An 18110-nucleotide genomic window follows, 5' to 3' on the forward strand; every position below is an offset into this window, starting at 1 on the left:
AGACGCATGCGCCATCTCGACGAGTACCGCGACCCCGTACTGGCGCGCACGCTGCTGGACGAACTGCGGCGCACGGCCACCCGCGACTGGCAGATCATGGAGGTGTGCGGCGGCCAGACCCACACCCTGGTGCGGCAGGGCATCGATGAGCTGCTGCCCGCCGGGATGCGCATGGTGCACGGCCCCGGCTGCCCGGTCTGCGTCACCCCGCTGGAGACCCTCGACCGGGCCATGGCCATAGCGGCACGTCCCGAGGTGACGTTCACCAGCTTCGGCGACATGCTGCGCGTGCCCGGCTCCTCCTGCGACCTGCTGGCGCTGCGGGCCAGGGGCGCGGACGTCCGCGTCGTGTACTCGCCGATGGAGGCGGTGCGGCTCGCGGCCGAGGAGCCCGGACGCGAGGTGGTGTTCCTCGCCGTCGGTTTCGAGACGACGGCGCCCGCGAACGCGATGGCGGTGCTGCGGGCCGAGCGTCTGGGACTGGCCAACTTCAGCGTGCTGGTCAGCCATGTCCTGGTGCCGCCCGCGATGACCGCGCTGCTGGACGATCCGGCGTGCACGGTGCAGGCGTTCCTCGCCGCGGGCCATGTCTGCGCGGTGATGGGGTGGACCGCGTACGAGCCGCTGGCGGCACGGTACGGGGTGCCGGTGGTGGTCACCGGGTTTGAACCGCTCGATCTGCTGGAGGGCATCCTCATGGCCGTGCGTCAGCTCGAAGAGGGGCGGGCCGAGGTCGAGAACCAGTACGCGCGCGCCGTGCGGCGGGACGGCAACCGCGAGGCACGCTCCGCCGTCGAGCGGGTCTTCCAGGTCACCGACCGCGCCTGGCGCGGCTTGGGCACCCTGCCCGCCAGCGGCCTCGGACTCCGCGACCGCTACACACGGTTCGACGCCGTACGCCGCTATGACGTCACTGGGCTGCGCCCCCAGGAGCACCCGGACTGCATCGCGGGAGCCGTCCTGACCGGCGCCGCGCTGCCCACCGACTGCGCGGCCTACGGCACGACCTGCACACCCCGCACTCCCCTGGGCGCCCCGATGGTGTCCACCGAGGGGACGTGCGCCGCCTTCCACCGCGCGGGCAGGACCCGCGCCCCACGTTCCGAGGGAGCCGGACGATGACGATCGACTGCCCCGTCCCGTACGCCGAACACGACCGCGTGCAGCTCGGTCACGGCGCGGGCGGACGCCTGACCGCCGAGCTGCTCGACACGCTGGTGCTGCCGTCCCTCGACCCCGGTGGCTCCCCCGGACCGCTGGAGGACGCGGCGCTGCTGCCGGACGCGCCGGAACTGGTGCTCAGCACGGACGGCTTCGTCGTCAGCCCCCTCTTCTTCCCCGGCGGCGACATCGGCTCCCTCGCCGTGCACGGCACCGTCAACGACCTGGCGATGCGCGGGGCGCTCCCGCTCGCGCTGTCGGTGGCGCTGATCGTCGAGGAGGGACTGGAGACGGGCACGCTGCGGGCCGTGCTCGCCTCGCTGGGCAAGGCGGCACAGACGGTGGGTGTGCCGGTGATCACCGGAGACACCAAGGTCGTGGGCCGGGGCGCTGCGGACCAGCTCTTCCTGACGACGACCGGCGTCGGCCGCCGTCTGCCGGGCCTGCGCCCGACCTCGGCCGGTGCCCGCCCCGGAGACGCCGTGCTGCTCTCGGGTCCGCTGGGGCTGCACGGCACCGCCGTGCTGAGCACCCGCGAGGGGCTGGGCTTTGAAGCCGACATCGCCTCCGACTCCCGGCCGCTGCACGCACTCGTAGGGCGCCTGGCGGACCTCGGGCCCGATGTCCACGCGCTGCGGGACCCGACCAGGGGCGGGCTGGCCGCCGCGCTCAACGAGATCGCACGGGACTCCGCCGTGGCGGTCGTGATCGAGGAGACCGTGCTCCCGGTGCCGGAGCCGGTCGCCGCGGCCTGCGAACTGCTCGGCCTGGACCCACTGCACGTGGCCAATGAAGGCTGCCTGGTGGCATTCGTCGCCCCGGACGCGGCGGACGCCGCTCTGGCCGCGCTGCGTGCGCGGCCAGAGGGAGCCGGGGCGGTCCGGATCGGCGACGTGGTGGCCCCGTCCCCGGCGGGTGCCGTGACCCTGCGGACGGCCGTCGGCGCGAGCCGCGTCCTGGACATGCCGCTCGGCGAGCAGTTGCCGCGCATCTGCTGATGGCGACGGCCGACGCCCACCGTGAACCACAACAGCCGTGAACAGCCACGAGAGGACGGACCCCCGATGCTCACGAAGTCCCGTGTCGCCGCCATGCTGCCCGAGGGCCATGGGGAGCGGCTGATGCCTCTGGCACGGGAGGTCTCCTTCGCCCCCGGCAGCCGGATCTTCCACGAGGGCGGGAAGGCCGACCGCTTCTGGATTCTGCGCAGTGGCATGGTGGCCCTGGAGACGCACGTGCCGGGCCACGGTGCCCCAGTGATCGAGACACTGGGGCACGGTGAACTCCTGGGCTGGTCCTGGCTGCTGGAGCCGTACGAGTGGCATCTGGGCGCCCGTGCGGTGAGCGAGACGCACGCCTACGAATTCGACGCCGTCGAGGTGCGCCGGGTCTGCGCGCGGGACCCCGTGCTCAGCAGTGCCCTCACGCTGCTCGTCGCCCGGGTCGTCGCCCGCAGGCTCCAGGCCGCCCGCACCCGGCTGCTCGACCTGTACGGCCCGCACGGCTCCGCGGGCGCCGATCCGGCGTAGCGCCGTAGCGCCCCGGAAGACACCCGCGGAGAACAGGGGCCGGGTGAGGCTGACTCCGACTGCTCAGAGGCGGTCCGCGACGAACTCGGTGAGATCGAGGAGCCGGTTGGCGTAGCCCCATTCGTTGTCGTACCAGCCGAAGACCTTGGCCAGATCGCCGTGGGCCTGCGTCAGGGGCGCGTCCACAACGCACGAGGCGGGGTCGCCGATGATGTCCCGCGAGACGAGCGGCGCCGTGCTCACCCGCAGGATGCCGCTCAGGGGGCCGTTGGCCGCCTCGCTGAACGCGGCGTTGATCTCGTCTGCCTCCGCCGGGCGACGCAGCACGACGGTCAGGTCGGTGAGCGAGCCGTCCTCCACGGGAACACGCAGGGCCAGCCCGTCCAGGGCACCGTCCAGTTCCGGCAACACGGCGCCCACGGCCCGCGCGGCACCGGTGCTGGTGGGGATGATGCTCAACGCCGCCGCCCTGGCCCGCCGGAAGTCCTGGTGCGGCCCGTCCAGCAGCGACTGGTCCCCGGTGTATCCGTGCACCGTCGTCATCAGCCCACGGTCGATGCCGAAGCGCTCGTGCAGCACCTTCACCATCGGCACCACGCAGTTGGTGGTGCAGGACGCGGCGGAGAGGACATGGTGCCGCTCCGGCTCGTACACGGACTCGTTGACACCCATCACCACGGTGGCATCGACGTCCTTGCCCGGCGCCGACACGAGCACCTTCCGCGCCCCCGCCGCCAGATGCCGCGCGGCGTCCTCGCGGCTCCGGAAGCGGCCGGTGGACTCGATCACCACGTCCACCTCCCGCGCCGTCCAGGGAAGGTTCGACGGGTCCTGCTCGGCGGTCACGGCGATGCGGTGGCCGCCGACCGTCAGGGTTTCGGCCTCGTGGGAGACGGGCCGCCCGAGGCGGCCGTAGGTCGAGTCGTACTCCAGCAGATGTGCCAGCACGGCGGCGGGGGCGACGTCGTTGACGGCCACCACCTCGACCGGCGTGCCCTTGCCCTCGACACGCTCCAGCACGCCCCGCAGGTATGCGCGCCCGATGCGCCCGAACCCGTTGATTCCCACCCTCACGGTCATCGCCGTTCCCCTTCGTCTTCGTCCACGAACTGTCCCTGTCGCCCACATGCTCGTCCGGCCTCAGGGAGGGACACAGGGCCGAAGGGGGGACGTCCGGGGGCCGACCGGCTCTGCGCGCACAGGTGCGCGCACAGGCCCCGCGCCGGTCCGACGGCGGGCACCACGGGGGCTACCCGAGGCGGCCTACGCGTGTGGCACCACGGCCACCGGTGCGGCGGCGCGGTGGAGCAGCGTATGCGCGAAGGAGCCGAGCCGGGGCCCGAGAGAGCGGGGCCTGCTGCGGCGTCCCACGACGACCAGCGCCGACTCCCGGCCGACCGCGAGCAGGGCTCCTCTGGGGCTCCCGCACCGCAGGTCCAGCCGTACCGGCACCTCGGGGTACTTCGCGCGCCAGGGGCGCAGGACCGCTTCCACCTTCCGCCCGGCCGCCGCCTGGTCCCTCTCCCACGTCTCCGGCGATATCGGTGCGACCGCGTGCGGGAGAGGGAGCCGCCAGGCGTGCACGACGCGCAAGGCGGCACCGCGCCTGGCAGCGGCCTTGAACGCGAAGTCGACGACCGCCCCCTGGTCGTGCGACGGGTCGAGGCCCAGCACGGTGTCCGGACGCACGGACAGCGTCCGCTCCCCCGCGTCCCTCTCACCCCTCTCGCGCCCGGCCGCCGACGCTTGCCAGTCGGCTCGCACGCGACCCGTCCACTCCGGCGACGAGATGGTGTTTCATGGCCACCGCCCCCTCCGAACACGTCACTTCGGCTCGCCTGCACACCACCCACCCTCATCGCCTTCGGGGCGGAGGGACAGGAGCCATAGCGTCCATCCGGTTCGCCGTACCGCCCTTCCGGCGGTTCTCCCGCGCATGACAGAAGGAGTTCCGGGGACACGGCCGGAAAATCGGCACCGGGCCAGCCGGGCAAACACAACGGAGACCGGGGCACAGCGGCAGGCCGAGCAGCTGGGCCGAGCGGTCCACTCTGTCCGCGAGGCCGCGCGCTTTTCAGCCGGAGCCGCGATGGCGCCGGAGAGGGAAGAGAGCCCCTGGCATCCCGAAGCGGGGTTTCTCCCCGCCCCTGAGCTGCGGTAAGGCCGAACAGCACGTGAAGGTGACCGGTCGGCCCGCGGTGCCCCGTTTCCTCCCTGCCGGAGCCTGCCCGGCCCTGGCGTATCTCCTTATTTCCTACTTACCTGACATCGGGGCCACCGCGCGACGACGTCAGCCGGAATCGCCGCCTTCGGGTGTGCCGAGGCCCCGCATCTCTATGGCAGGGGGGAAGAAAATGCGCAGAACCAGAACCAGGGCCACTGGTCTGTCCGCGCTGTGCGTGACGGCGCTCACCGCCGCGTTCGTCGTGGCTCCGGGGGGAGACGCGAGCGAGCGCGCCGACGCCGCCGCGCCGAGCGGTGAGCAGAAGGAGGTGACCCTGGTGACGGGCGACCGGGTCATGGTCGACGAGCAGGGCCGCGTCGCCTCCGTCAGCCCGGCCGCGGGACGCGAGGGGACACCGTTCTCCGTCCAGCAGCAGGGCGAGGACACCTACGTGGTACCGCTCGACACCACGGCCATGCTGAACAGCGGGTCCCTGGACCGGCGGCTGCTGAACGTCACGCAGTTGCTCAAGGCCCGCTACGACGACGCACACCGGAGCGCGCTGCCCCTGATCGTCGCCTACGAGGGGGCCGGGTCCAGTACCAGGTCGGCCCTGAAGTCGGCCGACGCCAGGATCGGTGCGCGGCTGCCGAGCATCGGTGCCGAGGCGGTCAAGGAGCCCAGGAGCAAGTCGGCGGCTGTGTGGAGGGCACTCACCGACGCCAAGGACGGCGCACATGTGGATGCCGCGCCGGGCGTGGAGAAGATCTGGCTGGACGCTCCGGTGCGCGCCGTGCTCGACGAGAGCGTCCCGCAGATCGGCGCACCCGAGGCGTGGCAGGCCGGATACGACGGCAGTGGCGTGCCGGTGGCCGTCCTGGACACCGGCGTCGACGAGACACATCCCGACCTGGCAGGCCGTCAGGTGGCCGAGAAGAACTTCAGCTCGGCCCCGGACGCGGTCGACCGGTTCGGGCACGGCACGCATGTCGCCTCCATCGTCGGCGGGTCAGGGCAGAAGTCGGGAGGCACCTACAAGGGTGTCGCCCCCGGAGCGGAACTGCTGGACGGCAAGGTGCTCGACGACGAGGGCTTCGGCACGGAGTCCCAGGTCGTGGCAGGCATGCAGTGGGCCGCCGACGAGGGCGCCAAGGTCGTCAACCTCAGCCTCGGCGGCGCCGACACCGAGGAGACCGACCCGCTGGAGCAGGCCGTCGATACGCTGACGGCCGAGGAGAACGTGCTGTTCGTCATCGCCGCCGGTAATGAGGGACCCGGCGCGAAAACCGTTCGGTCGCCCGGCAGCGCGGCCTCCGCCCTGACCGTCGGCGCGGTGGACAAGAGCGATGTCCTCGCCGACTTCTCCAGCCGCGGCCCGACGGCCGCCGGGCTGCTGAAGCCGGACCTCACCGCGCCGGGCGTCGACATCACCGCGGCCAAGGCGGCACAGGGCACCATCGGTGATCCGGCCCAGGACGGCTACGTGTCCCTGACCGGCACCTCGATGGCCACCCCGCACGTCGCCGGCACAGCCGCCCTACTCGCCCAGCAGCACGGCGACTGGACCGCGGCGCGGTACAAGGCCGCGCTCACCGCCGCCACCGAGGACGTCGCCGACCTCGCACCCATCATGCAGGGCACCGGCAGGATCGACGCGGCACAGGCGATGCGGCAGACACTCACGGTCGAGCCCGGCACCCTGGACTTCGGCACCCAGGCCGCGCCGCACGACGACGACCAGCCCGTGGAACGGCCACTGACCTACCACAACGCCGGTGACCAGCCGGTCACACTGCAACTGGCCACCAAGGAGTACACCTTCGACGGCAGCCCCGACAGCAACGGCACCTTCTCCGTGAGCCCGCGGACGCTCACCGTCCCGGCAGGCGGCACCGCGCAGGCGACCGTCACCGCCGACACGAGTCGGCCCACCGACAACGGCACCCTCACCACCGTGGTGACCGCCACGGGCGACAACGGGCAGAGCGTGCGCGCCACGGGCAAGGTGGAGCGGCAGGTGGAGATGTACGACCTCACGCTCACGCACACCGGCCGCGACGGCAAGGCCACCGCGGACTACAGAACGATGCTGGCCGGTCTCACCAACGACTACTGGGCATGGCCGTACGAGTCCGACGGCTCCGTCACGCTGCGCCTGCCCGAGGGCTCGTACGCCCTGGACAGCACCCTCACCACCAAGGACAACGCCGGGATCACCGGCTACGACTGGCTGGCCCAGCCCCTGCTGAAGCTCACGAAGGACACCACGGTCGCCCTCGACGCCCGCAAGGCGAAGCCCGTGAACGTCAGCGTGCCCAACTCCAAGGCCGAACAGCAGGCCGTGTCCATGGGCTACGCCGCGCAGCACAACGGCGTCTCCTACGGGCAGAGCTACTGGGCCGGCACCTTCAAGGGGCTGCGCACGGCCCAACTGGGCGGCGCGGTCCCGGACTCCGAGCTGTCGGCGGGCGCGATGGCGGTGTGGCAGGCCCCACGGAAGGGCAGCACCCACACGCACTACCGGATGGTGTGGCGAAGGGCCGGATCGATGTTCACCGGCCTCTCCCAGAAGGTGACGTCCAAGCAACTGGCGAAGGTCACCGTCGGACTGGGCAGTTCGGTCCCGGGCCGCACCAGCACGCTCGACGTGGAACCGAGCATGGTCGGAGAGCTCTACCTCGGCTCCGTCGCCTTCCAGCAGACCGTACCGGCCACATCGGTGGAGTACCTCGGCGGCACCGGCACACGGTGGAGCCACCAGTTCACCTCGTTCGCCCCAGGCGGCCGGTACGAGGAGTACTACTACGCCGCCCCCCGGACCTACACGCCCGGCAAGAGCTACACGGAGTGGTTCAACACCGCGGTCACCGGGCCCTCCCTGAGCACCTGGTACACCGGCGTCTTCCGCAACGGCGACAACCTCGCGGCCGTAGTGCCGATGTTCGCGGACGGCCGGGACCACCAGGGTGACGTCTGGACCGGCAGCGCCAAGACGGAGCTGTTCCGCGACGGCACGAAGATCTGGGAGTCGAACAGCGCACCCGGCGGCGAGGGCATGCCGGTCCCCGGGGAGAAGGCGCGCTACAAGCTGACCACGGACGTGTACCGCACTCTGGGCGCCGCTCGGGTCAGCACCCGTATCACCGCCGCGTGGACCTTCACCTCGCAGCGTCCCGACGGCACCGACGACGTCCGCCTCAACGCCTCCGTCGTCCGCTTCACCCCGGCCGTCGGACTGGACGGCACCGCCAAGAAGGGCACGTCCGTCAAGGTGCCGCTCACCGTTCAGGGCACCGCCGCGGGCAAGGGCCTGAAGAAGCTCGCCGTCCAGGCATCCTTCGACAACGGCAAGTCCTGGAAGCCCGTCAAGCTCACCACCCCGAAGACCGGCAGCAAGTACGTCACCGTCAAGAGCCCCGGCAAGGCAGGCCCGGTCTCCCTGCGCGCCCAGCTCACCGACACCACAGGAGGCGCACTGACCCAGACCGTCTACCGCGCCTACCTCACCAAGTAGTCCCAGCCACGACGCGATCAGTACCGGCCCGGTTCCCCCCTCGCACGGCGGGAGCCGGGCCGGCCCACGGCACAATGGCGACCCCGGCTCGGGAGCATGTGCCAGAACCCTGCCGTAGAGGGCCCGCGAGACCGCGAGCCCCTGCCACCCCGTATGAGTCCAAGGGAACATCGGACCACCACGGCAGTTCGTCCGGTGGAAGGGAACTCACGGCCCGGCGAGGACGTCCGCGATATGACAAAGTTGCCGCGGATCTTGACCGACAAGCTCAGAGGGTGTCGGTGTCGGTGTCGTGCGGCGTGTCTGGTCGGGGTTCGGGGCCGGTGGTCCGGGCGCGTTCGGCGGCGCGGCGTGCGGCTTCGGTGGGGCGTCGTACCGGGTCTTCGGGCTGGTCTATGTCGTAGAGAGTGTCGGTGTCCTCGTCGCGGGTCTCCGCTTCCCACACCGCGCGGTACTTCGCGTCGCGCACCTTGAGCAGGACGCAGGCCACGGCCGCGGCCAGAAGGGAGCCGATCAGCACAGCTGCCTTCACATGCTCCCTCGTCGCGGCGTCGGTGAAGGCCAGCTCCGTGACCAGGAGGGAGACGGTGAAGCCGATGCCGGCCAGCATGGCGACGCCCGCGACGTCGGACCATTGCAGGTCGTCGCTGAGCCGGGCGCGGGTGAAGCGCGCGGCCAGATAGGTCCCGCCGAACACACCGAGGAACTTGCCGACGAACAGGCCGAGGACGACTCCGAGCGACTCGGGCTGACGGAAGGTTTCGACGAGGGCGGAGCCGGAGACGCCGACACCCGCGGCGAAGAGTGCGAAGACGGGGACGGCGAAGCCGGCGGAGAGGGGGCGGACCCGGTGCTCGACGCGTTCGGCGGCCGAGGGGGTGTCGTCGCTCTCGCCGCGCCGGGTGTCCGGCAGGACGCGCAGCAGCATGCCCATCGCCACGCCGGAGATGGTGGCGTGCACACCGCTGTTGTACATCAGCGCCCAGATGACCAAGGCGAGCGGCACGTACACGTACCAGCCGCGCACCCGCAGGTCGATGTGCAGCACGCGGAAGAGCACGAGCCCGGCGACGGCCCCGGCAAGGGCGAGCCAGTTGAGTCCGCTGCTGTAGAAGACGGCGATGACCAGGATCGCGCCGAGGTCGTCGACGATGGCCAGGGTGAGCAAGAAGGCCCGGATGCCGGAGGGCAGGTTGGTGCCGATCACGGCCAGGACGCCCAGGGCGAAGGCGATGTCGGTGGCCATCGGCACCGTCCAGCCCTGCGTCTGGCCGCCGGTGAGCAGATTGGGGATGAGGTAGACCAGCGCGGGTACGGCCATGCCGCACACGGCCGCGACGATGGGCAGTGCCGCGGCGGCGGGGTTGCGCAGTTCTCCGGCGACCAGCTCCCGCTTGAGCTCGATACCGGCGACGAAGAAGAACAGCGTCAGCAGACCGTCCGAGGCCCAGTGCTCCACCGACAGGTCCAGGCCCAGGGCCGGGATGCCGAAGTGGAAGTGACGGACCGTCTCGTACCACTCACCGACCGCCGGGGCGTTCGCCCACACCAGCGCGAGAACCGCGGCGGCGAGCAGCACCATTCCGCCGACCGTCTCGGTCCGCAGCGCATCCGCCAGGTGCCGCCGTTCCTTCGCCGAGGGACGGGCGAAGACCGCACGGGTATCTGGCTGCTGCTCTTGCGGGGGGCGGTGTGCCATGGGAGAACTCTCTGGGCCGGGGGCGTTTCCGGGCAGGCGCGAGCGCCGCCGACCAGACTTCCCAGCACACCAATGACAACGCGTTCTTGACGTTTTCCCTACACCCTACGTGCAGAGCACGCAGGACGCACGGGTGGCTCGGCACGGACCGCGCAGAAGCCCTCCTTCGCACCCATGGCAGGTCAGGGGCGGTAGAGCATCTCTGTCAGGACAGCGGCGATCAGGGCCCAGACACCGATTCCGGTCACCCACATCCAGCCGATGAGGACTCCGGCAGTGACCAGGAGGACAGCCGCTGCCGCGAGGAGGGCGATGGCGCGGCGGATACCGTAGTCCGGATCGTAGGTTGCCTTCACCGAGATCACCCCCAGGGTTGCCGGGCCGTCGACGGCACGGTGGGCGAGCGGCCCGCTGGAGTGGAAGAGCAAGCGCCGGGCAGGCGCCGACCACCACGGACCACCACCACGGTAGTCCCCAGCCCTCCGGTGAGGCGATGCGGCGAGGGGGCTGGTTATCGTCTCCGGGTGCGCGGGAGCGCAATCAGACCCGAGGGCAAGGCGGAGCGCGTGTGGTGACCCCTGGAGTATGGCGACGTCTGCGGCTGCGGCATCCGGCGCAGATCGTCGTGGCGGGCTTCGCCCTCGCGGTCCTGGCCGGGAGCGGGCTGCTGATGCTGCCGGTCGCCAAGGCCGGGCCAGGGGGCGCGAGCGGATTGGAGGCGGTCTTCTCCGCGACCTCGGCCGTCTGCGTGACGGGCCTGGTCGTGGTGGACACCCCCGTCTACTGGAGCGGGTTCGGACAGGCGGTGATCCTGGCCTTGATCCAGGTGGGCGGCTTCGGGATCATGACGTTCGCTTCCCTGCTGGTCGCGCTCGTCTCCCACCGGCTGGGGCTGCGTGCCCGGCTCACCGCGGCGGCCGAGACCAAGTCCCTGGGGCTGGGCGAGGTGCGGACCGTGGTCTTCGGTGTGGTCAAGGTCAGTCTCCTCCTGGAGGCGGTCACCGCGCTCTTCCTGACCCTGCGTTTCGGCCTGGGTTACGACACCTCCTGGCCCCGAGCGGTGTGGCTGGGCATCTTCCACGCCATCTCGGCGTTCAACAACGCCGGGTTCGCGCTGTACTCCGACAGCCTGATGCGCTTCGCCACTGATCCGTGGATCTGTCTGCCCATTGCCTTCGCGGTGATCGCCGGGGGCCTGGGCTTCCCGGTGCTCTTCGAACTGCGCCGCCGTCTGCGCCGACCGCGCGGCTGGTCGCTGCACACCAAGATCGTGCTGTGGGCCACCGGCCTCTTCCTGCTCGGCGGCAGTGTCTTCATCACCGCGATCGAGTGGAGCAACCCCGCCACGCTGGGGCGGCTGGACGTGCCGGGCAAGCTGCTGGTCGGCTTCTTCCAGGGCGTGATGCCGCGCACTGCCGGTTTCAACAGCGTCGACATCGCCGAGATGAACCCGGCGAGCTGGCTGGGCATGGACGTGCTGATGTTCATCGGCGGCGCCAGCGCCGGAACCGCGGGCGGCATCAAGGTCACCACCTTCGCCGTGCTGCTCTTCGTCGTCTACGCCGAGGTCCGCGGCGAAGGCGCTGTCAACATCTTCCGCCGCCGCCTGCACGGGGACGTCCAGCGGCAGGCCCTGACCATCGTCCTGCTGTCCGTGGCCGCCGTCAGCGCCTCCACGCTGGCCTTCATGGTCTTCACCGACAACAGCCTGGACCGCTCCCTGTTCGAAGTGATCTCCGCGTTCGCAACGGTGGGACTGTCCACCGGCATCACCGCGGACCTGCCCACCACGGAGCAGATCCTGCTGATCGTCCTGATGTTCATCGGCCGGCTCGGTCCCGTCACCGTGGCCTCCGCCCTGGCCCTGCGTTCACGCGTTCGTATGTACGACCTGCCCGAGGAGCGACCCGTCATTGGCTAGGAACCGCAGCACCAAACCCCGCCGGCTCGCCCACAGCGGCGCCGTCGCCGTCATCGGTCTGGGGCGCTTCGGCAGCGCTCTGGCCCTGGAGCTGGTGGACGAGGACACCGAAGTTCTCGGTATCGACGCCAACGCCGAGATCGTGCAGTCCCACTCCGGTTCCCTCACCCACGTGGTGCGCGCCGACTCCACCCGGGAGGAGGCCCTGCGGCAACTGGGTGTCCACGAGTTCGACCGCGCGGTGGTCGGTATCGGCAGCGACCTGGAAGCCAGCATCCTCACTGCTTCCCTGCTGGTCTCCTTCGGCGTACAGGACGTATGGGCGAAGGCCACCAGCACGGCCCACGGCCGCATCCTCACCCAGCTCGGCGTCCACCATGTCGTCTACCCCGAACACGATATGGGCCAGCGCGTCGCCCACCTCGTGCGCGGACGCATGCTCGACTACATCGAATTCGAAGACGACTTCGCCCTGGTCAAGACCACCCCGCCCGCGGACATCGTCGGCAAACGCCTGGCCGACAGCACCATCCGCAGCCGCTTCGGTCTGACCGTCGTCGCCATCAAACGCCCCGGCCAGGGCTTCACCTACGCCACCGCCGACACCGTCGTGGAAGCCGACGACACCATCATCGTCGCCGGCCGCACCCGCCAGACCGAACACTTCAGCGAACTGCGCTGACCCCTGTCGTGAGAACTGCGGACGGGCCGGAAGCTGAAGAGGGCCGCCACGTACGTCCTCGCGAGCGGGGCCAGGCCGTCCCATGAGATGTCGTCGCTTCTCCCGATGACCGGCCGCACCGGCGTCACCCACCTCGTCTGACGGTGCGACACGTGTGTCCGTTCCGACGAGGACCGGCCGACGTCTCCGTCGTTGCTGCACGGCAGAGGCCGCCGGTGAAGTGGCTTTACCGAGTGGTACGCGGTCACGGCCTACACGGACGGCGCCGGGAGCCTTCAGGCGTCCTCGCGGGTCAGACTCACCCAGGACAGCCCGGGCGTGCCCGGGGCGGATGAGTCCGAGGACGCCTTCGGCGAGGACGTCACGGCGGGTGACGCAGACGGTGACGGCTACGCCGACCTGGCCGCCGCCGCGCCCTTCGAGAACACGAGCAACGGAGCGCTGTGGAGCCTGCGCGGCTCTTCCGACGGTGTGAGCACCGCACATGCGGTCAGCTTCTCCGCTGCCACGGCGGGCCTTCCCGAGGCCCCGTACCTGCCCGCGGGGTTTCGCGGGGGCCAACGGGGAGGCGGCGTTCATGCCCCGAGCACGGTCGGAGCGATGGTGAGGACGGGGGCAGTGGATCGCTCTGCTCGTTCACGCCCCGGCCCCTGCCCGCCCGCAGAGCCGCACGCGACGTCGCCTGCCCCCGCTGTCCCGCGAGGGGAAAGGCGAACGGGCCCCGTACTCACCAAGGCGCGAGGTGAGTACGGGGCCCGTTCAGGAGCCGGGCCGCGTGGGCGGTCAGACGGTGGTCTTCACCGGCTCCTGGTCTTCGTCGCCTCCAGGAGCCTCTCCCGCGTCGCGGGCGCCGACGAACTCCAGGAAGGTGCTGAGTTCGCGCTTGACGACGGGAGCGAGGAGGTAGAGGCCGATGATGTTGATGACGGCCAGGGTGAAGAGGAAGGCGTCGGCCATGTCGATGAGTGTCTGCAGCGTCAGCAGCGAACCGGCGACAGCGAACACAGTGTAGAGAACCTTGTAGGTCAGCTCGCTGGCCCGGCTGCGGCCGAAGAGGTACGTCCAGGACTTGAGACCGTAGTAGCCCCAGGTCAGCACCGTGGAGATCGCGAACAGCAGCACGGCGACGGTGAGGATGTACGGGAACCAGGGCAGGACCGTCTCGAAGGCGTCGGAAGTGATGGTGACGCCGCCGATGTCCTCACCTGCTCGGGCTTCCGCCCAGCTTGCCGGGTTGGCGATGACGATGGTCAGGGCGGTCATCGTGCAGATGACCACGGTGTCGATGAACGGCTCAAGCAACGCCACCAGGCCCTCGCTTGCGGGGTGCTTGGTCCTGACCGCGGAGTGGGCGATCGGGGCGGAGCCGACTCCGGCCTCGTTGGAGAAGGCTGCCCGCTTGAAGCCGATGATCAGCGCGCCGAGCACGCCGCCCGCGACACCCTCCGGGTTGAACGCGCCCTCGATGATGGTGCTGACAGCGCCCGGGACGGCGGTGACATTGACCAGGATCACGAGCAGGCACGCGACGATGTAGAGGGCCGCCATGGCCGGAACGAGCCTGCTGGTGACGTTGGCGATGGAACGGATGCCGCCGAGGAGGACGACGCCGACGAGCGCGGCGATCAGGACGCCGAAGAACAGGGCGCCCGCGGAGGAGCCCAGCATGCCGTCCTCGCCACCGGTGACCGAGACCAACTGCGCGTAGGACTGGTTGACCTGGAAGAGGTTCCCACCGAAGAGGCCGAAGAACAGGATCATGAAGGAGGCGAGGACCGCGAGGACCTTGCCGAGCTTCTTGCCGCCCGCGCCGAAGCGGTCGGCCAGGCCCTTGGGCAGGTAGTGCATCGGACCGCCGGAGACGGTGCCGTCGGCGTGCACCTCGCGGTACTTCACACCGAGGGTGACCTCGACGAACTTGGTGGCCATGCCGAGCAGACCGCACAGGATCATCCAGAACGTGGCACCGGGACCGCCGATGGAGACGGCGACGGCCACGCCGGCGATGTTGCCGAGTCCGACCGTGCCGGATACGGCGGCGGTCAGTGCCTGGAAGTGGTTGACCTCCCCGGCCGTTCCCTTTTCGTCGTACTTCCCCCTCACCACATCGACGGCGAGCCTGAATTTACGTATCTGGACGAAACCGAACCAGCCGGTGAAGACCAGACCGGCGACGACGAGCCAGGCGACGATGAGAGGCAGGTCGGTCCCGCCGACGGGAACGGCGTAGAACACCACCTCCCCCAGCCACTTGGCTATGGGCTCGAAGAATCCGCTGACGGCCTCGTCGACGGACTGGGTGACGGAGTCGAGTGACACTATGGCTACCTCGATGGCACAGGGCTGGGGCAGGAGAAGCTCAGCAGGGGTGGTGCGTGGTCGCTGAGCGAACATCGATGTCCGTCAGACGGTCCTGGGGCACGGCACCGTTTCGGATCGTGACGGCCCGGGCGTCGTGGTGCTGGTATTTGCCGCCCCTCTGCGAGATTGCAGTCAGCCGGGTCACCTGCCGAGTTGCGTTGTTGTACCACGACTTTGCCGAGATTTTAGTGATCCACATCACATAGCTGCTCGTGATCGACCGAAGCCACAGCGGGCGAGACCGGACCGTTACGCAACTGGGGAATACGTGCCATACGCATATACCCCGCACAGGCGCCCGCCCCGCCCGGGAGGCCGGCGCGCTGACCGTGCAGAATCTGGCGGGGCTGGAGTGGACAACGTCCTTCCTGGCCGGTGCGGTACTGGCGCCCACGAGCCCGGTGTTCGCCTCGGCGACCGTGGACCGTCGGGAAATACCGGAGGAACTGCGGGAGTTGATGAACGTCGACAGCAGCGTCAGCGACGAACTGGCGCTTCCCGTCGTGATCCTGGTCGCGGCGCCGGACTCACCCCCGGCCATGCCGGGGGCATCCCTCCTGACGATCACGCTGGAGCTGGTGACGGGCCTCGTGTTCGGGGTCGTACTGCCGCTGGTGGTGCCGTGGCTTGGACGCTTCCGGCTGCTGGGGCCGAGCCCAGGTTGCCGCCTCTTTCGACGTGGAGGAGCACAACGCTGCCTCCGTCTCCTCGGAGCGGCACCCGCGGGCGGGCGCCCGTCCGCTACGGTTTACACCTCCCGGAGTAGCGCGCCGTTCCTCCCCGCGGTGGATGCTACGGATACCCCTCCCGGGCATCGTTGGCGGTACGTCGGAAGCCGGTCCTACGAGGGGGGTCCACATGCTGCTGGTCGAGGACGACAGCCACGCCATCGAGATCATCGACGCGCAGCGTGAGATCACGCAGGTACTCGTACACGAGCCCTCGGCCTGGGTCTTGGCGAGCGGCCGCGCTATCTGGTCCGGGTCACCATACCGGCGTCTTGGCGCAAGGACATGTGCGGTCATGTCGTGCCGATCATCACCGACGCGGTGGCCGAGACGGAACGGGCCGCCGGGCGCGACCCCGAGCGAGTGCGACGCGAACCCCACGCCGTGGTCCTCGTGTAGGGAAACTCCGAGGGCGGCGTCGGGATCCACGGAAGGGCCCTGAGCACCATAGACCTCACCGAACTCGTCTCCCGCCCTTACCGCAACCGCGCCGACGAGCGCCCTACCCCGGAACCGCCGCAGGGCAACCTGGTCGACCCGGTCTGCGGCATGAGCGCCGACCTCGCCGACGGACCGCTCACCCTCGTGTACGAGGGGACGCTGTACGGCTTCTGTCACGGCCTGTGCCGCCGGGCCTTCGCCAACGAGCACGGCGTTCCGCTCGACCAGGAACGGACGAGCCCAGAGTGACCCGTTGGATATCCGGCGCCTCTTCCTCACGAGCGTCCCGTCGACGGAGCTGTCACGCCTCCTGGTCGCGGTGCGCGGTGGCGGGTTGACGGGTTGGTAAGCCGGGCGCGGGACTCACTGCAGGGGTGATGACGGCTTCGACGGCGGTGATCTCGGACCGCCCGCCGATGTGCGCGTCCATAGGCTATCCGGTCGGCACCAGCGCGGAAGCGTTCCACGGTGCGGGCCTGTGGAGCAGAGTATCGCCCAAGCCGTGCGGGTATCTCAGCCGATAACGGTCCAGGTGTCGTTGCCCGCCAGCAGTGCGCCGAGATCGTCCCTGCCGTTGGCTCACATGGAACGGTAGAGCACGCGCCTCCTGATGACGGTGATGTCCTCGGAGGGGCAGTCATGAAACGGATCCCCAGTGATCGCTCGTGAAGAGTCGACCCAAAACCAGCATCATCGAGAAGCTTTCATCCTGTTTTCGCAGGTCATGGGGCTGGTGTGGCCCTGAGTTGACGGTTCGTCTTCTTCTCCGCGTCGGTGAGCTTGTCGTGGCGGGCGGTCGTGATCTCGTTGGCCCGGCCGGGCCAGGCTGAGGAGATCCAGATCAGGTTGCCCTTCTCGTCGGTCAGCGCGAGAAACAGCAGACCATGGGCCTTATGCTTCCCCCTGTAGTTCCTGCGCTTGTCCGTCCCGGTGTGGTGGCGGGTGCGGATCAGGGTGCCGTTCAGCAGGACGACGACCCCGCCCTTCTTTGCGCTCTTGTTCAGGGCGCGGTCCAGGCGCGGGGCGCGGGCGGCCAGCAGAAGCAGGACTTCCGTCACCCAACGGCGCACGGTGGAGGCGGACACCTGGTTACCGTCGGCTATATCGGAAAGCCGCTGGTCATGGCGGAGAACGGTGAGCACGATCAACCCCTGGGTGCCCGCGGGGACCTTGCGCCAGCGGGTCCCCAGCCGGTTGCGCTCACGGCGTACCAGATCGCCGACGAGGTCGAGGGTCCGCTTCGGCACCGGAAGCTGAAACCTGGTAGACAGCATGCTGAGAGCCCTCGGCGGGGCTGGTTGTCTTCACAAACATCCCAACTTCCGCTGAGGGCCCTCGTGTTACGGCAACAATCAGCCGGTCCGCCGACGCCCTTGGCCGGTCAGCGCGGCAGGTAGCGGCCCGATCCGATCCGGGCCGGGCGCTCTGCTCCAGCTCCAGGTAGCCGCCGTACTACGTGGTGTTGATGACCGCGGAGTACTAGGCCACCGCTTCTGCTTCTGCTTCTGTGCTTGATCTGCCCGGACCAGGTCCAGGATGTCTTCCCGCACGACGGGCTCGCTCACGCCGTAGCAGTCGAGCATCGCCTTCACCAGGACGGGGGAGGTGCCCCCTTGACGAGCCGAAGTCAATAACACCCACTCAGGCGATGATGCGGTCGAAGTTATTCCAACCATGACCGACCTGACGGCCACTACCATACGGCTGACCATCGTCACGCAGGAAGTTGTTGGAGTACAACCACATCGTGCCATCCGACTTCAGCGCCACCAGGTCCGTAAACCCATCACCAGTCGCATCAGCCGCGATGATGCGGTCGAAGTTATTCCAACCATGCCCAATCTGACGACCACTACCATACGGCTGACCGTCATCACGCAGGAAGTTGTTGGAGTACAACCACATCGCGT

General features: G+C 69.7%; 14 protein-coding genes and 2 pseudogenes. 9 read left to right on the forward strand and 7 right to left on the reverse strand.

Annotated features, from left to right (window positions below; translation table 11 throughout):
• The first annotated feature begins 6 nt into the window (after positions 1–6).
• The 3 genes from hypD to ACWGJ2_RS35845 all read left to right on the forward strand — a co-directional run bounded on the left by hypD (position 7) and on the right by ACWGJ2_RS35845 (position 2690).
• Positions 7–1122, forward strand: a complete 1116-nt coding sequence (hypD, locus tag ACWGJ2_RS35835) for a hydrogenase formation protein HypD (protein ID WP_453350544.1) — start codon at positions 7–9, stop codon at positions 1120–1122.
• Positions 1119–2159, forward strand: coding sequence for a hydrogenase expression/formation protein HypE (hypE, locus tag ACWGJ2_RS35840; RefSeq protein ID WP_453350545.1), 1041 nt, complete (start codon positions 1119–1121; stop codon positions 2157–2159). Before hypD ends, hypE begins: the two co-directional genes overlap by 4 nt.
• 66 nt (positions 2160–2225) lie before the next feature.
• On the forward strand, positions 2226–2690 hold the full coding sequence (locus tag ACWGJ2_RS35845; protein WP_453350546.1) for a cyclic nucleotide-binding domain-containing protein: 465 nt from the start codon (positions 2226–2228) through the stop codon (positions 2688–2690).
• A gap of 63 nt (positions 2691–2753) precedes the next feature.
• Here ACWGJ2_RS35845 and gap read toward each other — a convergent pair whose 3' ends face one another.
• A complete protein-coding gene (gene gap / locus ACWGJ2_RS35850) occupies positions 2754–3770 on the reverse strand; it encodes a type I glyceraldehyde-3-phosphate dehydrogenase (RefSeq protein ID WP_453350547.1) in 1017 nt (338 codons plus the stop codon).
• A gap of 183 nt (positions 3771–3953) precedes the next feature.
• Entirely contained in the window at positions 3954–4379 is a 426-nt protein-coding gene (locus ACWGJ2_RS35855) for a universal stress protein (RefSeq protein ID WP_453350548.1), read from the reverse strand.
• Between the two features lie 665 nt (positions 4380–5044).
• Here ACWGJ2_RS35855 and ACWGJ2_RS35860 point away from each other — a divergent pair.
• Entirely contained in the window at positions 5045–8368 is a 3324-nt protein-coding gene (locus ACWGJ2_RS35860) for a S8 family peptidase (RefSeq protein ID WP_453350549.1), read from the forward strand.
• Positions 8369–8636: 268 nt separating this feature from the next.
• Here ACWGJ2_RS35860 and nhaA read toward each other — a convergent pair whose 3' ends face one another.
• Positions 8637–10067, reverse strand: coding sequence for a Na+/H+ antiporter NhaA (gene nhaA / locus ACWGJ2_RS35865; protein WP_453350550.1), 1431 nt, complete (start codon positions 10065–10067; stop codon positions 8637–8639).
• Between the two features lie 182 nt (positions 10068–10249).
• Complete coding sequence (locus ACWGJ2_RS35870) at positions 10250–10423, reverse strand: hypothetical protein (protein ID WP_453350551.1); 174 nt, start codon at positions 10421–10423, stop codon at positions 10250–10252.
• Between the two features lie 215 nt (positions 10424–10638).
• Here ACWGJ2_RS35870 and ACWGJ2_RS35875 point away from each other — a divergent pair, with 215 nt between their 5' ends.
• From ACWGJ2_RS35875 to ACWGJ2_RS35885, 3 genes and pseudogenes are all read left to right on the forward strand, one after another.
• Positions 10639–11988, forward strand: a complete 1350-nt coding sequence (locus ACWGJ2_RS35875) for a TrkH family potassium uptake protein (RefSeq protein ID WP_453350552.1) — start codon at positions 10639–10641, stop codon at positions 11986–11988.
• Complete coding sequence (locus ACWGJ2_RS35880; protein WP_453350553.1) at positions 11981–12670, forward strand: potassium channel family protein; 690 nt, start codon at positions 11981–11983, stop codon at positions 12668–12670. Before ACWGJ2_RS35875 ends, ACWGJ2_RS35880 begins: the two co-directional genes overlap by 8 nt.
• Before the next feature lie 318 nt (positions 12671–12988).
• A pseudogene (locus ACWGJ2_RS35885) lies at positions 12989–13105 on the forward strand (FG-GAP repeat protein); the annotation flags it as partial.
• A gap of 348 nt (positions 13106–13453) precedes the next feature.
• On the opposite strand, the gene ACWGJ2_RS35890 reads toward ACWGJ2_RS35885, so the two are convergent.
• Positions 13454–14989, reverse strand: a complete 1536-nt coding sequence (locus ACWGJ2_RS35890) for an alanine/glycine:cation symporter family protein (RefSeq protein ID WP_453350554.1) — start codon at positions 14987–14989, stop codon at positions 13454–13456.
• Positions 14990–15360: 371 nt separating this feature from the next.
• Between ACWGJ2_RS35890 and ACWGJ2_RS35895 the strand changes: the two genes are divergently transcribed.
• Positions 15361–15945: a cation:proton antiporter domain-containing protein gene (locus ACWGJ2_RS35895; protein WP_453350558.1), complete on the forward strand. Its 585-nt coding sequence runs from the start codon at positions 15361–15363 to the stop codon at positions 15943–15945.
• Positions 15946–16308: 363 nt separating this feature from the next.
• Positions 16309–16449, forward strand: coding sequence for a hypothetical protein (locus tag ACWGJ2_RS35900; protein WP_453350555.1), 141 nt, complete (start codon positions 16309–16311; stop codon positions 16447–16449).
• Between the two features lie 473 nt (positions 16450–16922).
• Here ACWGJ2_RS35900 and ACWGJ2_RS35905 read toward each other — a convergent pair whose 3' ends face one another.
• Together ACWGJ2_RS35905 and ACWGJ2_RS35910 are read right to left on the reverse strand one after the other, a co-directional pair.
• Complete coding sequence (locus tag ACWGJ2_RS35905) at positions 16923–17447, reverse strand: transposase family protein (protein ID WP_453350556.1); 525 nt, start codon at positions 17445–17447, stop codon at positions 16923–16925.
• Positions 17448–17841: 394 nt separating this feature from the next.
• A pseudogene (locus ACWGJ2_RS35910) lies at positions 17842–18110 on the reverse strand (hypothetical protein); the annotation flags it as partial.

Source organism: Streptomyces sp. NPDC054796 (assembly GCF_053611545.1).

What these genes read in the sequence shown, in the direction of transcription:
- hypD (WP_453350544.1), top strand. Translation starts at nt 7, where the DNA reads ATGCGCCATCTCGACGAGTACCGCGACCCCGTACTGGCGCGCACGCTG.
- hypE (WP_453350545.1), top strand. Translation starts at nt 1,119, where the DNA reads ATGACGATCGACTGCCCCGTCCCGTACGCCGAACACGACCGCGTGCAG.
- ACWGJ2_RS35845 (WP_453350546.1), top strand. Translation starts at nt 2,226, where the DNA reads ATGCTCACGAAGTCCCGTGTCGCCGCCATGCTGCCCGAGGGCCATGGG.
- gap (WP_453350547.1), bottom strand. Translation starts at nt 3,770, where the DNA reads ATGACCGTGAGGGTGGGAATCAACGGGTTCGGGCGCATCGGGCGCGCA.
- ACWGJ2_RS35860 (WP_453350549.1), top strand. Translation starts at nt 5,045, where the DNA reads ATGCGCAGAACCAGAACCAGGGCCACTGGTCTGTCCGCGCTGTGCGTG.
- nhaA (WP_453350550.1), bottom strand. Translation starts at nt 10,067, where the DNA reads ATGGCACACCGCCCCCCGCAAGAGCAGCAGCCAGATACCCGTGCGGTC.
- ACWGJ2_RS35900 (WP_453350555.1), top strand. Translation starts at nt 16,309, where the DNA reads ATGAGCGCCGACCTCGCCGACGGACCGCTCACCCTCGTGTACGAGGGG.